Below are 14,078 nucleotides of genomic sequence, written 5' to 3' on the forward strand. Positions count from 1 at the left end.
GTATGCGAGGATGCAGGGATGTCCGTGACGACGCTGCCCGGGCGCCGGCCGAGCCCCGACGACCTCCTCGTGCTGCTCGCCGTCGCACGGGCGGGTCGCTACACGGCCGCCGCCACCGAGCTCGGGCTCAACCACACGACCATCGCGCGGCGGATCTCGGCGCTCGAGGATGCGCTCGGCGGACGGGTGCTGGCCCGCGGTGCCGCCGGCTGGGTGCTCACGCCGCTCGGCGAGCACGCCATCACCGCGGCCGAGGGCGTGGAGCGCGCGCTCGGCGAGCTCGCGCCCGACCGCCCGCGCCTCTCGGGCGTCGTGCGCCTGAGCGCCACCGACGGCTTCAGCGGGTTCATCGCGTCGCCGGCGATCGTCGCCGTGCGCCGCGAGCACCCCGATGTCTCCCTCGAGATCGTCTCGACCACGCGGCGCGCGGCGCAGCAGCGCGTCGGCGTCGACCTCGAGGTGGTGGTCGGCCGCCCGCACGTGCACCGCGCCGAGGCGATCCACCTCGCGGACTACGCGCTCGGGCTCTACGCGAGCCGCGACTTCCTCGCGCGCTCCGGCATCCCCGCCTCGCCGGCAGAGCTCGCCGGTGCGCCGCTCGTGTACTTCATCGAGTCGATGCTGCAGGTCGACGCCCTCGACGAGGCGCGCACGCCGACGCGCGAGATGGTCGACGCAGTGTCGAGCACGAACGTGTACGTGCACGTCGACGCCACGCGATCGGGTGCCGGGTTCGGCCTGCTGCCGGCGTTCCTCGCCGACCGGCACGACGACCTCGTGCGGCTGTTCCCCGACGAGATCGACCAGCACCTGCCGTACTGGCTCGTCTGCCGCCCCGAGGCGCTGCGGCAGCCGACGGCGCTCGCGTTCATCGAGGCGCTGCGGGCGCGCATCGCGGCCGTCGAGGACCAGCTCCTCGGACGGCCGCGCGGTGCTGCTGAGGCTGCGTTCTAGCGCGCGCCGCCGAGCTCGGCGTCGTCGCTGAGGTCGGATGCCTCGTCGTCGATCTCGCCGAGCTCGTCGAGGTCGTCCTCGGCGTCGCGCGGCTTCACGTACGGATCGGCGTCGCCCGCATAGGCGGCCGTCGACGCCAGGGCCGTGACCTCCTCGTCGCGCACACGCGCCTCGCGCAGGAGCGCCTCGATGTGCTCGGCGTTCTCGGGGATCGCGTCGGCGATGAACTCGAGCGAGGGCGTGATGCGCGCGGTGATGTTGCGCCCGACCTCGGTGCGGAGCATCCCCGTCGCGGCCTTGAGGGCCGCCGCGGAGTCGCGACGCTCCTCGTCGGTGCCGTAGACGGTGTAGAAGATGCTCGCGTGCTGCAGGTCGCCCGTGACGCGGACGTCCGTGATCGTCACGAACCCGAGTCGCGGGTCGCGCAGCCCCTTGTCGAGCCGGCGCGCGACGATCTCCTTGATGCGGTCGGCCAGCTTCCTGGCCCGCTGCGGGTCGGCCATGATGTAACTCCTTTCGTGGCAAGGTCGCGACGGCTTCGCCGCCGTGACCGCCTCGATGTGAATCGGGGTAGGGGCCCCCGTTCTTCACCCGAAGGGAAGATCCGGGAGCCCCGTCCCAGCCACGATCAGGCGCGAGGCTTCTCGCGCAGCTCGATCGTCTCGATCTCGTCTCCGACCTGGATGTCGTTGTACTTGCCGAGGCCGATACCCGCCTCGAAGTCCGTGCGGACCTCGGTGACGTCGTCCTTGAACCGGCGCAGCGACTCGATGGCCAGGTTGTCGCCGACCACGACGCCGTCGCGGATGACGCGCGCCTTGGCGTTGCGCGTGATCGTTCCCGACCGCACGATGACACCGGCGATGTTGCCGAACTTCGAGGAGCGGAACACCTCGCGGATCTCGGCGACACCCGACTGCACCTCTTCGAACTCGGGCTTCAGCATGCCCTTGAGCGAGTTCTCGATGTCGTCGATCGCGTTGTAGATGACGTTGTAGAAGCGCACGTCGACGCCCTCGCGGGCGGCGCGCTCGCGCGCCTTCACATCGGGGCGGACGTTGAACCCGATGACGATCGCGTTGTCGATCGTCGCCAGGTCGATGTCGCTCTCGGTGACGGCACCCACACCGCGGTGGAGGATGCGCAGCTGCACCGAGTCGTCGACCTCGATCTTCATGAGCGACTCCTCGAGCGCCTCCACGGCACCCGACACGTCGCCCTTGATGATGAGGTTGAGCGCCTCGACCTTGCCCTCTTCGAGCGCACGGGTGAAGTCCTCGAGCGAGATGCGCTTGCGAGCCTTGGCCAGCTGGGCGTTGCGCTCGGCGGCCTCGCGCTTCTCGGCGATCTGGCGGGCGGTGCGGTCCTCCTCGGTGACGAGGAAGGTGTCGCCCGCGCGCGGGACCGTCGAGAGGCCCTGCACCTGCACCGGGCGCGACGGGGTCGCGGCGGCCACGGGGTCGCCGTTCTCGTCGGCCATCGCACGAACGCGGCCGTAGGCGGTGCCCGCCACGATCGCGTCGCCGACACGGAGCGTGCCCGACTGGATGAGCACGGTCGCCACGGCGCCGCGGCCCTTGTCGAGCTTCGCCTCGATGGCCACGCCGCGCGCGTCCTTGTCGGGGTTGGCACGCAGGTCGAGCCCGGCGTCGGCGGTGAGGAGGACCGCGTCGAGCAGCTCCTGGATGCCGATGTTCTCGCGAGCCGACACGTCGACGAACATGACGTCGCCGCCGTACTCCTCGGCCACGAGGCCGAACTCGGTGAGCTGCTGGCGCACCTTCGCCGGGTTCGCGTCGGGCTTGTCGATCTTGTTCACCGCGACCACGATCGGCACGTTGGCCGACTGCGCGTGGTTCAGTGCCTCGATCGTCTGCGGCATGATGCCGTCGTCGGCCGCGACCACGAGGATCGCGATGTCGGTCACCTGCGCACCACGGGCACGCATGGCGGTGAACGCCTCGTGACCCGGGGTGTCGATGAAGGTGATGGCCCGGTCGACGCCCTCGTGCTCGGTGTGCACCTGGTACGCACCGATGTGCTGGGTGATGCCGCCGGCCTCGCCCGCCACCACGTTGGCGTTGCGGATCGCGTCGAGGAGGCGCGTCTTGCCGTGGTCGACGTGGCCCATGACGGTGACGACCGGCGGACGCTGCTCAAGCACCTCGTCGGTCTCGTCCTCGAGCTCCTGGTCGAGGTCGATGTCGAAGCCCTCGAGGAGCTCCTTGTCCTCGTCCTCGGGCGAGACGACCTGGATCTTGTAGCCCAGCTCGGCGCCGAGCACCTCGAACGTGGCCTCGTCGAGCGACTCGGTCGCGGTGGCCATCTCACCGAGGTGGAAGAGCACCGTGACGAGCGAACCGGGGTTCGCGTCGATCTTGTCGGCGAAGTCGGAGATGGAGGCGCCACGGCGCAGTCGGATGACGGTGTTGCCGTCGCCGCGGGGGACGCTCACGCCGCCCAGCGACGGGGCCTCCCGCATCTCGAATTCCTGCCGCTTCGTGCGCTTCGACTTGCGGGCCTTGGACTTGCCGCCGCCGCGACCGAACGCACCTGCCGTGCCGCCGCCGGGGCCGCGACCACGACCGCCGCCGCCCGCGGGACGCGGGCCGCCGAAGCCGCCGCCGGGGCGCTGGAAGCCGCCGCCCGCGCCGGGACCGCCCGGACGTGCGCCGGCACCGGCGCCGCCGCCACCGCCGGGGCGCTGGAAGCCGCCGGGACGACCGCCGCCTGCGCCCCCGGGACGGGGTGCGCCGGGACGCGGCGAGCCGGGGCGAGGAGCCTGCGGCCGCGGGATGTTGCCCGGGTTCGGACGCTGGCCCATGCCCTGCGAGCTGGAGAACGGGTTGTTCCCGGGGCGCGGCTGGGCCGGGCGCGAGCCCATGCCCTGCGAGCTCGAGAACGGGTTGTTGCCGGGACGCGGGGCGCCGGGGCGGGGGGCCGGGCGCGGGATCGCACCACTGGGCTTCGGCGCGGCCGGCTTGGCCACGTCGGATGCCGCCGCGGCGGGTGCTGCGGGCGCCTCGGCCGGCTTCGTGGCGGCGGCCTGCGCCGCCTTCTCCTCAGCCTGGGCCTGGCGCTCGGCGACCGTCATCGGCGCGTCGGCTGCCGGAGCAGCCGGTGCGGCCTGGGGTGCCGGCTTCGGCGCCGGCTTGGGGCCGGGCTTCGCTGCGGTCGCGGGCTTGGCCGCCGCCGCGGGCGCGGCCTTCGCGGCGGCTCCAGCCGCCTCGAGCGCCGCCCGCAGCTTGCGGGCGACGGGGGGTTCGATGCTGGACGAGGGTCCCTTGACGTACTCGCCCATCTCCTTGAGCTTCTCAAGGGCGATCTTGCTGTCGACACCGAGTTCGGATGCGATCTCGTGTACGCGTGGTTTGGCAGCCACTTCTCTCCTGTTCCGGGCCCACCCCCGGACAGGGGCGGACCATCAATGGCGGACGGGTCTCATTTCGAGCCGCTCATGAGTTGTCCATTAGCCGTTCAGCCTGTTCTCTACGTTGCTGGTGTCCACCTCGCCGCGAATGCGCAGCGCGCGCCCGAAGGCGCGCTTCCGCACGGCGAGCCGGTAGCACTCGAGCGTCGGATGCAGCCACGCGCCCCTCCCCGGAAGCACGGCCGAAGCATCCGCTACGACGTGGGAGTTCTGGGAGACGACCCTCAGAAGGGAGGATCGCGGGGCGCGCGAACGGCATCCGATGCACGTTCTGACGGGTTCCATCCTACACCTCCCCGCCAGGCGGCCCGGCGACGCCCGGCTCGCGGGTCAGTTCGACTCGAGGATCGAGTCGGGCTGGATGTCGATCTTCGCGCCCGTGAGCTTCGCCGCGAGGCGCGCGTTCTGGCCCTCCTTGCCGATGGCGAGGGACAGCTGGTAGTCGGGAACCAGGGCGCGCACGGCGCGGGTCTGCTCGTCGATGACGAAGGCGCTCGTCACCTTTGCGGGCGAGAGGGCGCTCGCGACGAAGGTGGCGAGGTCGTCCGACCAGTCGACGATGTCGATCTTCTCCGCCCCGAGCTCGGCCGTGACCGCTCGCACGCGCTGGCCGAGCTCGCCGATCGCAGCGCCCTTGGCGTTCACCCCCGGCTGGTTCGCGCGCACGGCGATCTTGGTGCGGTGGCCGGCCTCGCGGGCGAGCGACACGATCTCGACGACGCCCGATGCGATCTCGGGCACCTCGAGGGCGAACAGCTTGCGCACGAGTGCGGGGTGGGTGCGCGACACCGTGATCGACGGGCCCTTCGCGCCCTTCGCGACGCTCGTCACGTAGACGCGGATGCGCTGGCCGTGCGGGTACTCCTCGCCGGGCACCTGCTCCTCGGGAGGCAGGATCGCCTCGACCGTGCCGAGGTCGATGTGCACCATGCGCGGGTTGGGGCCCTGCTGGATGACGCCGGCGACGATGTCGCCCTCGCGACCGCGGAACTCGCCGAGCACGGCGTCGTCGGCGAGGTCGCGAAGCCGCTGGTTGATGACCTGCTTCGCCGCGAACGCGGCGATGCGGCCGAAGTCGCTGGGGCTGTCCTCGGCCTCGCCGATGACGTTGCCCTCCTCGTCGTACTCGGGCACGTAGATGGAGACGTGCCCCGTCTTGCGGTCGAGGTGCGCGCGGGCGCCCGTGGGGTTCGCGTGCCCGTGCTGGCCGGGGTTGGTGTGCTTCAAGTAGGCCATGAGGATCGCCTGCTCGATGATCTCCACCAGTTCGTCGAACGGGATCTCCTTCTCGCGCTCCATCATGCGGAGCACGCTGAGGTCGATGTCCATCGCCGGCCTCCTCTATTCAGCTCTCATGCCGCTTCGAACCCGGAGCGGACGACTCTCTACCGTACCGGAATGTCGGGACGACCGTCATCCGGGGCCAGGGTCCATGATTTCCATGTGAACACCCATTGACATGAACCGTGGAATCCGTGTTAATGGACATCATCATGAAAACGACGCGGACGTACGACATGCGGGGCCGGGCGGCCGAGGCCGACCGCACCAGGGCGCGCATCCTCGACGCGGCGGTGGCCCTCGCCGGCGAGGTCCCGCTCGCGGCGTGCACCCTCCCCGCGATCGCCGACCGGGCGGGCGTGTCGGTGCAGACCGTGCTCCGCGCCTACGGCAGCCGCGACGGCCTGTTCACCGCCGCGACCACCCGCGCACGCGAGCAGGTCGTCGCCCAGCGAGCGACGCCCGTCGGCGACGCCGACGCTGCGCTCGACGTGCTCGCCGAGCACTACGAGGCCTGGGGCGACACCATGCTGCTGCTCCTCGCCCAGGAGTCGTGGGAGCCGGTCGCCGCCGAGATCACCGCGACCGGCAAGCTGCTGCACCGCGACTGGGTGCGGAGCGTGTTCGCTCCCGCCCTCGACCCGCTCGACGCCGCCGACCGCGACCAGGCGGTCGACCTGCTCGTGGTGGCCACCGACCTCTACGCCTGGAAGCTGCTGCGGCGCGACCGCGGCCTCGACCGCGCGGCGACGCGCGAGCGCATGTACCGCCTCGTGGCATCCGTGCTCGCCGACATCATGGAAGGGGAACGCGCATGACGTCCGTCACCCTCGTGACCGTCGACGCCGGCGGGAACGCGCCGCCCATGCTCGACATCGCCCGCACGCTCGTGCGACGCGGCGAGGACGTGCGCGTCCTCGGCCACGAACGCCAGCGCGACCGCGTCGCGGCGACCGGCGCCGCGTTCGAGCCGCTCGACGCGCTCGCGTACTGGGACTGCACGATCCCGCGATCGCTGCCGTCGACGCTCGGGCAGTTCAGCCGGCTCGGTTCCGACGGGCCCCTCCGGCGCGAGGTCGCATCGCGCCTGCGCTCCGACGGAACCGACGTCGCGCTCGTCGACTGCCTCACGGCATCGGCGGTGCTCGGTGCCCGCGACGCCGGCGTGCCGAACGCGGTGCTGTTCCACACGTTCCTCGCCTACTGGCGCGGCGCGTACGCGGGCGGGCCCGTCGGCGTGGTCTCCCGGCTCCGCGGGATCGACCTGCGTGCCGCGTGGAAGGCCGCCGACGCCCGCATCGTGACGGCCGACGCGACGCTCGACCCGGCGGCGCGCGACGGCGAGCCCGGCACCGCCTGGGTCGGACCGACCGACACGGGTGTGCCGGCACGACCCGATCCCGACCGGCCTCCGCTCGTCGTCGTCAGCCTGTCCACGACCTGGCTGCCCGGCCAGACGTCCGCCTACCAGCGCATCGTGACGGCGCTCGGGTCGCTGCCCGTGCGCGGGCTCGTGACCGCGGGCGGCATCGTGCCCGACCGGCCGATCGACCTGCCGGCGAACGTCGAGTGGGCCGAGCGGCGCCGGCACGCCGACGTCCTCCCCGAGGCCGCGCTCGTGATCGGCCACGGCGGGCACTCCACGACCTCGACCGCCCTCGCACACGACCTGCCGCTCGTCATCCTCCCGATGAACCCGCACGCCGACCAGCCGATGGTCGCGAACGCGATCGAGCGGAGGGGCGCGGGCGTCGCGCTGTCGCCGCGCGCTCGTCCCGAGCAGGTCGCGGAGGCCGTCGTGCGGGCGCTGGGCGATCAGGGCATGGCCGCCGCGGCGGCCGACCTCGGGCGGCGCATCCGGTCGGCCGACGCGGCCGACGCGGCATCCGACCGGCTGCTCGCACTCGTGCGGCGGGAGGCGCGCTCGCCCGAGCGGTCGCCCGAGGACGCCTGACCACCCCGAGCACGAGAGGGGAATGCGGCGGGCGGCTGCTCCCCAGGGCCGCCCGCCGCAGCGGATGGCGGATGCCCCCGCATCCGCCACCCCGTTCATCGCCGCCGTTCAGTCGTGCCAGACCTGCACGACCGAGGGGCGCGGCGCGGCGACCGAACCGGCTGCCGTCGAGCCGTAGTCGGGGAAGAGCGAGGTCTGCGCGGAGACGGAGCCGTTCTCGCCCGGGTGCTGCACGGCCACGAAGACGAGGCCCTCGCGGTCGTGGATCACCGGGCCGCAGGTCTCGGCTTCGCGCGGCACCGAGAGGAACTGCTGCACGTTGCCGCGCTGGTCACCCTCGAGCGGCACCCGGAAGAGGCCGTCGTTGTACCCGATCGTGCCGGGCGCGCCGTCGGTCGAGATCCAGAGGTTGCCCTCGGAGTCGAACGCCAGGTTGTCGGGGCACGAGATGGGCGACACGAGCTCCTTCGGGAATCCGGCGAAGTACGTGTACGCCGTCTTCGACGGGTCGCCGCAGAGCAGCAGGATGCTCCAGCCGAACGTCTCCCCCGCCTGGCCCGCGGTCTCGGTGAGCTCGATGACGTGCCCGAAGCGGTTGCCCGAGATCGGGTTCGCCTCGTCGAGCGGCGAGGACGTGCCGCGCGCGCTGTTGTTCGTCAGGGCGACGTAGACCTTGCCGGTGCGCGGGTTCGGCTCGACGTCCTCGGGGCGGTCCATCTTGGTGGCGCCCACGAGGTCGGCGGCGCGACGGGTGTAGACGAGCACCTCCTCGACCGACATGCCCGGGACGACGCTCTGGCCGTCCCGCGTGAGCGGGATCCACTGGCCGGCGCCGTCGAAGAGCCCGTCGCTCGGGAGGGCGCCGCCGCCGGTGATCTCGCCGACCGGCGAGTTGCCCGTGAACCTGGCGACGAAGAGGTCGCCCTCGCTGAGCAGGCGCTGGTTCTTCTTCTTCGCACCCGTCGACGTCGCGGCGGTGTAGCGCCCCTTCGACACGAACTTGTAGAGGTAGTCGTTGCGCTCGTCGTCGCCCATGTAGGCCACGACGCGGCCGTCCTCGGCGATGATCACGTTGGCGCCCTCGTGCTTCATGCGGCCCATGGCCGTGTGCTTGAGCGGCGTCGACGTCGGGTCGCTCGGGTCGATCTCGACGATCCAGCCGAAGCGGTTGGGCTCGTTCACGTAGTCGGCGTCGTGCGCGTCGAAGCGCGGGTCGTACGCCTCCCAACCCGTCTCGGTCGTGGTGGTCGACGTGCCGCTGTAGCGCTTCTGCTCGGCCGTGTCGGCCGCCCACGCGAAGTAGCCGTTGAAGTTCTCCTCACCCGAGAGCACGGTGCCCCACGGGGTGGTGCCGCCGGCGCAGTTGCCGAGGGTTCCCTTGACCCAGCGGCCCTCGGGGTCGGCCGCGGTCTTCACGAGGTCGGACCCGGCCGCGGGGCCGGTGAGCTCGAACACCGTCTCGACGGTGATGCGGCGGTTGCGCTCGCCGTCGACGACGTACGACCACGGCTCGCCTGCCGCGCGACGGCGCAGCTCGACGACCGACATGCCCTGCGCCGCCTTGTAGATCTCGCCGCGGCGCTGCTTCTCGGCGGGGTCGCCCGTGGGCGGGAACATGATGCCCGGGTTGACGTACTCGTGGTTCGCGACGAGCACGCCGGTCTTGCCGCTCGGGTCGGCGATGATGTCGAGGTAGTCGTTGTTGTAGCCGAACTGGCCGGACTGGGCGGTCGCCGACTGGTTGGCGAAGTCGAGCGCCGGGGACGACGAGAACAGCGGGTCGCCCCAGCGGATGATCGGGCTCCAGTGGTAGCCCTCGGGCACCGTGAACGCGTCGACGAGGCGGTCGACCGGGTCGATCGCGCCGAACGCGAGGCCGGCCGTGCCCGGCTTCGCGGCGTACGCCGCACCCGAGCCGCCGCCGACGGCGTTGCCGACCACGAGCCCGACGGCGCCGGCGAGGCCGAGGCCGAGCAGCGAGCGCCGGGTGAGCGCCGCCGACGCGATGTCGCGGAAGTGGGCGTTGTCCGACGTGTTGCACTCGGGTCCGAGGCACGCATCGGCGCACTTCAGCCGGCACGTCACGGCGGAGCGCTTGCCGCGAACGTGGTCGGCCATGGGGAGCAATCGCAGCGGGGTCTGGTCGGAAATCGTCACTTCTCGGGTCCTCACGATCGACGGACGGGTCGATCCGAGCGTCGTCCCCCGAGGAGACGCGAAGGCACCGCGTCGGTGAACAGGACATGGCGTCGGGGTGAAGCACAAGGGGGTGATCATGCGGCATCCGCGTCATTACAGTATGCGCATGAACCCGACCTCCGTCTCCCCCTCGGCCGCCGTCGATGCCGCCCAGGATTCGCGCGCGTTCCGACTCGGCGCCCGCGTCGGCTACGTGGTGCTCGGACTCGTGCACGTCGTCATCGGCATGATCGCCGTGTCGATCGCCGCGGGGGCGGGCGGCGGCGAGGCCGACCAGGGCGGCGCGATGGAGCAGATCGCGCGTGTCCCCTTCGGCGTCGTGGTGCTCTGGATCATCGTGGTCGGGCTCGTGGCGCTCGGCATCTGGCGGGTCGGTGAAGCCATCGTCGAGCGCGATCCCCACACGAAGCGGCGGTGGGGACGGCGTGCCAAGGAGATCGGCACCGCGGCCGCCTACTTCGCGATCGCCGGCACGGCCCTCGTGTACGCCCTCGGCGGGCGCTCCGACTCCTCCGAGTCCACCCGGACGCTCACCGCCGACCTGCTCGCGAACCCCGCCGGAGTGGTGCTCGTCGTGCTCATCGGCCTCCTCGTGCTCGGCGTCGGCGCCGCGTTCGTCGTGCGCGGCGCCCGCCGCGACTTCGAGAAGCACCTGTCGCTGCCGGGCGGCGCGGTCGGCGGCGGCATCCGCGCGCTCGGCGTCGTGGGCTACGTGGCCAAGGGCGTCGCCGTCGCGATCGTCGGCGTGCTCTTCGTGGTCGCCGCGCTGACCCACGATCCCGAGAAGACCGGGGGCCTGGATGCCGCGCTGCGGAGCATGGCGGAGCTGCCGTTCGGCCGTGTCCTCCTCTGGCTCGTGGGCGCGGGCCTCGTCATCTACGGGGTGTACTGCTTCGCGCGGGCGCGGTACGCCCGCCTCTGAGCACCGGGCGACACGCGCCGCTCAGCCGGCGAGCGCGGCGACGACCCCCTCGATCGGCACGGCGACCCGGTCGCCCGAGGCGCGATCCCACACCTCGACGACGCCGTCGGCGACGCCGCGGCCCGCGATGACGATCTTCGGCACGCCGATGAGCTCGGCGTCGGCGAACTTCACGCCCGGCGAGAGCTTGGGCCGGTCGTCGTAGACGACGTCGAAGCCCGCGGCCTCGAGGTCGGCGACGACCCGTTCCGCGGCGTCGAACGCCGCCTGGTCCTTGCCGGTGGCGAGCACGTGCACGTCGAACGGCGCGACCGGCGCAGGCCAGACGAGGCCCTTGTCGTCGTTGTTGAGCTCGGCGACGATCGCGAGGATGCGCGTGACGCCGATGCCGTACGAGCCCATCGTCACGGTCGCGAGCTTGCCGTTCTCGTCGAGCACCTTGAGCCCGAGCGCCTCCGCGTACTTGCGGCCGAGCTGGAAGACGTGGCCCATCTCCATGCCGCGCGCGAGCTCGACCGGGCCCGAGCCGTCGGGCGCGGGGTCGCCGTCGCGCACGTTCGCGACCTCGACGACGCCGTCGGCGGTGAAGTCGCGGCCGGCGACGAGGCCGAACACGTGCTGCTCGTCGAGGTTCGCGCCGGTGATCCACTCGGTGCCGTCGACGACGCGCGGGTCGAGGAAGAACCGGATGCCGGTCGACGACTCGGCGCCGAGCACCGGTCCGTCGGCCGACCACGGGCCGATGTAGCCCTTCACGAGCCCGGGGTGGCGCGCGAAGTCCTGCTCGGTCGCCGCCTCGACCTCGGCGGGGGCGAACGCCACCTCGACGCGCTTGGCCTCGATCTCGCGGTCGCCCGGGATGCCGACGACGACGACCTCGCGCGTGCCGTCGAGGTGGGTGAGCGCGAGCACGACGTTCTTCAGCGTGTCGGCCGCGGTCCAGTCGCGGCCGTCGGGGCGCGGGTACTCGAGGTTCGCGAGGTCGACGAGGGTCGCGATGGTCGGGGTGTTCGGCGAGTCGAGCACCTCGGCCTCGGGCAGGCCGTCGAACGGGATCGGCTCGGGCACCACGGTCGTGAACGCCTCGACGTTCGCGGCGTAGCCGCCGGCCGATCGCACGAACGTGTCCTCGCCGACGGGCGTCGGGTGCAGGAACTCCTCCGACTTCGAGCCGCCCATCGCACCGGCATCCGCCTTGACGATGACGTACTCGAGCCCGAGGCGCGTGAAGATGCGCTCGTACGCGTCGCGCTGCGCCTGGTAGCTCGCGTCGAGGCCGGCGTCGGAGGCGTCGAACGAGTACGCGTCCTTCATCGTGAACTCGCGCCCGCGGAGCAGGCCGGCGCGCGGGCGGGCCTCGTCGCGGTACTTGTCCTGGATCTGGTAGATCGTGAGCGGCAGGTCCTTGTACGACGAGTAGAGGTCCTTCACGAGCAGCGTGAAGACCTCCTCGTGCGTCGGCGCGAGCAGGTAGTCGGCCTCCTTGCGGTCCTGCAGGCGGAACAGCGCGTCGCCGTACTCCGTCCATCGGCCCGTGACCTCGTAGGGCTCGCGCGGGAGCAGCGCCGGGAAGTGCACCTCGTGCGCCCCGGCGGCGGTCATCTCCTCGCGGATGATCCGCTCGATCTTCGCCTTCACGCGCAGGCCCAGCGGCAGCCACGCGAAGATGCCGGGCGCCTGGCGCCGGATGTACCCGGCGCGGACGAGCAGCTTGTGGCTCGCGATCTCGGCATCGGCCGGGTCTTCGCGAAGCGTGCGGAGGAAGAAGTTCGACAGGCGTACGGGCACCCGACGATTCTAGGACGCACGGATGCCGCGTCGTCTCGCCATCCGCGTCACCGCTGCACCCGGCGATTCTCGTGACGCACGGATGCCGCGTCCTCGCGTCATCCGCCTAGGCTTGCCGCATGCCCCGACGCCGACCGCACGTCGCCGGCTCCGCCGCGCAGAGCGAGCTCGCCGCGGCGCTCGCGGAGCTTCGGGAGACCCTCGAACTGCCCGACGGGTTCCCGCCCGCCGTGCTCGCCGAGGCGGAGGCCGCCGCGGCCGCGGCACCGCCGCCCGCCGCCGACCGGCGCGACGTCCCCTTCGTCACGATCGATCCCCCGGGCTCGCTCGACCTCGACCAGGCATTGCACCTCTCGCGCCGGGCGGGCGGCTACCGCGTGCACTACGCGATCGCGGATGTCCCGGGGTTCGTGGAGCCCGGCGGCGCCGTCGACCTCGAGGCCCGCGGGCGCGGCCAGACGCTGTACGCGGCCGACGGCCGGGTTCCGCTGCATCCGCCCGTGCTCAGCGAGGACCGGGCATCCCTGCTGCCCGGCGTCGACCGCGCCGCCTACGTGTGGTCGTTCGACCTCGACGAGACCGGAGCCGTGCTCGCGACGCGCCTCGAACGCGCGGTCGTGCGCTCCCGCGCCCAGCTCGACTATGCGCAGGCGCAGTCGAGCATCGACGACGGGTCGGCCGACGGCTCGCTCGCCCTGCTCCGCGAGATCGGCGAGCTGCGGCTCGGGCAGGAGCGGGTGCGCGGCGGCGCGAGCCTCAACGTGCCCGACGAGGAGATCGTGCGAACGCCCGACGGCGGGTACGCGCTCGAGCGTCGACGGCTGCTTCCCGTCGAGGACTGGAACGCGCAGCTCTCGCTCATGACCGGCATGGCGGCCGCCGAGCTCATGATCGCCGAGCGCGTCGGCATCCTGCGCACCATGCCCAAGCCCTCCGACGAGGAGGTGGCATCGTTCCGCCGCCAGACCGTGGCGCTGGGCCGTCCCTGGCCCGCGTCGATCGGCTACGGCCAGTACCTCCACGAACTGCCCCGCGACGAGCCCGCCTCGCTCGCGATCCTGCAGGCCGCGAGCGGGCTGTTCCGTGGCGCCGGCTACGTGGCGATGGACGGCACGGTGCCCGCCGACCCCGTGCAGTCCGCGCTCGCATCCCCGTACGCGCACGTGACGGCCCCGCTGCGCCGCCTCGTCGATCGGTGGGGTCTCGTGGTGTGCGAGGCGATCGCCGCCGGGCGCGAGGTCCCCGACTGGGCGCGGGCGTCGCTCGGCGAACTGCCGTCACTCATGGGGGCGTCGTCGCGGCGCGCGTCGCAGCTCGACGCGGGGTCGATCGCGCGCGTGGAGGCCGCCGTGCTCTCGGATCGCGTCGGCGACCGGTTCGACGCCACGGTGCTGGGACTGCGCAACGGATCTGCGGTCATCCAACTCGTCGAGCCGGCGGTCACCGCGACGTGTCCCGCGCCGCCCGAGGCGCGTCCGGGCGTGCGCATCCCGGTCGTGCTCGAGGGCGCCGACATCCGCACCGGCACGGTGCGGTTCCGGGCGGCCTGA

Annotated in this window: 11 protein-coding genes; 5 read left to right on the forward strand and 6 right to left on the reverse strand. The window is 72.3% G+C overall.

The window, feature by feature from the left end; genetic code table 11:
* Positions 1 to 18 precede the first annotated feature (18 nt).
* Positions 19 to 954, forward strand: coding sequence for a LysR family transcriptional regulator (locus FYC51_RS00895; RefSeq protein ID WP_148731827.1), 936 nt, complete (start codon positions 19 to 21; stop codon positions 952 to 954).
* On the opposite strand, the gene rbfA is transcribed toward FYC51_RS00895, so the two are convergent.
* The 4 genes from rbfA to nusA form a co-directional block, all read right to left on the reverse strand.
* Positions 951 to 1,457 (reverse strand): 30S ribosome-binding factor RbfA, encoded by a 507-nt coding sequence (gene rbfA, locus FYC51_RS00900; RefSeq protein ID WP_148731828.1) that lies wholly within the window; start codon positions 1,455 to 1,457, stop codon positions 951 to 953. The two genes, FYC51_RS00895 and rbfA, sit on opposite strands and share 4 nt — an antisense overlap.
* A 125-nt stretch (positions 1,458 to 1,582) precedes the next feature.
* Positions 1,583 to 4,336 carry a translation initiation factor IF-2 gene (infB, locus tag FYC51_RS00905; protein ID WP_148731829.1) on the reverse strand — a complete coding sequence of 918 codons (2,754 nt, stop codon included), beginning with the start codon at positions 4,334 to 4,336 and terminating at the stop codon, positions 1,583 to 1,585.
* A gap of 87 nt (positions 4,337 to 4,423) precedes the next feature.
* A complete protein-coding gene (locus tag FYC51_RS00910) occupies positions 4,424 to 4,669 on the reverse strand; it encodes a YlxR family protein (RefSeq protein WP_148731830.1) in 246 nt (81 codons plus the stop codon).
* 45 nt (positions 4,670 to 4,714) lie between these two features.
* Positions 4,715 to 5,713, reverse strand: coding sequence for a transcription termination factor NusA (gene nusA / locus FYC51_RS00915; RefSeq protein WP_148731831.1), 999 nt, complete (start codon positions 5,711 to 5,713; stop codon positions 4,715 to 4,717).
* 164 nt (positions 5,714 to 5,877) lie between these two features.
* Here nusA and FYC51_RS00920 point away from each other — a divergent pair, with 164 nt between their 5' ends.
* Positions 5,878 to 6,483 (forward strand): TetR/AcrR family transcriptional regulator, encoded by a 606-nt coding sequence (locus tag FYC51_RS00920; protein WP_187432429.1) that lies wholly within the window; start codon positions 5,878 to 5,880, stop codon positions 6,481 to 6,483.
* The gene (locus FYC51_RS00925) at positions 6,480 to 7,619 is read left to right on the forward strand and encodes a glycosyltransferase (protein WP_148731833.1); all 1,140 of its coding nucleotides are present in this window, start codon (positions 6,480 to 6,482) and stop codon (positions 7,617 to 7,619) included. Before FYC51_RS00920 ends, FYC51_RS00925 begins: the two co-directional genes overlap by 4 nt.
* Before the next feature lie 108 nt (positions 7,620 to 7,727).
* On the opposite strand, the gene FYC51_RS00930 is transcribed toward FYC51_RS00925, so the two are convergent.
* Positions 7,728 to 9,737: a PhoX family protein gene (locus FYC51_RS00930; RefSeq protein ID WP_148734048.1), complete on the reverse strand. Its 2,010-nt coding sequence runs from the start codon at positions 9,735 to 9,737 to the stop codon at positions 7,728 to 7,730.
* Between the two features lie 187 nt (positions 9,738 to 9,924).
* Between FYC51_RS00930 and FYC51_RS00935 the strand changes: the two genes are divergently transcribed.
* Positions 9,925 to 10,740, forward strand: coding sequence for a DUF1206 domain-containing protein (locus FYC51_RS00935; RefSeq protein ID WP_148731834.1), 816 nt, complete (start codon positions 9,925 to 9,927; stop codon positions 10,738 to 10,740).
* A gap of 21 nt (positions 10,741 to 10,761) precedes the next feature.
* Here FYC51_RS00935 and FYC51_RS00940 read toward each other — a convergent pair whose 3' ends face one another.
* Positions 10,762 to 12,528, reverse strand: coding sequence for a proline--tRNA ligase (locus tag FYC51_RS00940; protein WP_187432430.1), 1,767 nt, complete (start codon positions 12,526 to 12,528; stop codon positions 10,762 to 10,764).
* Positions 12,529 to 12,647: 119 nt separating this feature from the next.
* Between FYC51_RS00940 and FYC51_RS00945 the strand changes: the two genes are divergently transcribed.
* On the forward strand, positions 12,648 to 14,078 hold the full coding sequence (locus FYC51_RS00945; RefSeq protein ID WP_148731835.1) for an RNB domain-containing ribonuclease: 1,431 nt from the start codon (positions 12,648 to 12,650) through the stop codon (positions 14,076 to 14,078).

This window comes from Agromyces mariniharenae (assembly GCF_008122505.1).
Lineage (GTDB): Bacteria > Actinomycetota > Actinomycetes > Actinomycetales > Microbacteriaceae > Agromyces > Agromyces mariniharenae.

Coding starts and splice junctions, on each gene's coding strand:
- FYC51_RS00895 (WP_148731827.1), top strand. CDS start 19: ATGTCCGTGACGACGCTGCCCGGGCGCCGGCCGAGCCCCGACGACCTC.
- rbfA (WP_148731828.1), bottom strand. CDS start 1,457: ATGGCCGACCCGCAGCGGGCCAGGAAGCTGGCCGACCGCATCAAGGAG.
- FYC51_RS00910 (WP_148731830.1), bottom strand. CDS start 4,669: ATGGAACCCGTCAGAACGTGCATCGGATGCCGTTCGCGCGCCCCGCGA.
- nusA (WP_148731831.1), bottom strand. CDS start 5,713: ATGGACATCGACCTCAGCGTGCTCCGCATGATGGAGCGCGAGAAGGAG.
- FYC51_RS00920 (WP_187432429.1), top strand. CDS start 5,878: ATGAAAACGACGCGGACGTACGACATGCGGGGCCGGGCGGCCGAGGCC.
- FYC51_RS00925 (WP_148731833.1), top strand. CDS start 6,480: ATGACGTCCGTCACCCTCGTGACCGTCGACGCCGGCGGGAACGCGCCG.
- FYC51_RS00930 (WP_148734048.1), bottom strand. CDS start 9,737: ATGGCCGACCACGTTCGCGGCAAGCGCTCCGCCGTGACGTGCCGGCTG.
- FYC51_RS00935 (WP_148731834.1), top strand. CDS start 9,925: ATGAACCCGACCTCCGTCTCCCCCTCGGCCGCCGTCGATGCCGCCCAG.
- FYC51_RS00945 (WP_148731835.1), top strand. CDS start 12,648: ATGCCCCGACGCCGACCGCACGTCGCCGGCTCCGCCGCGCAGAGCGAG.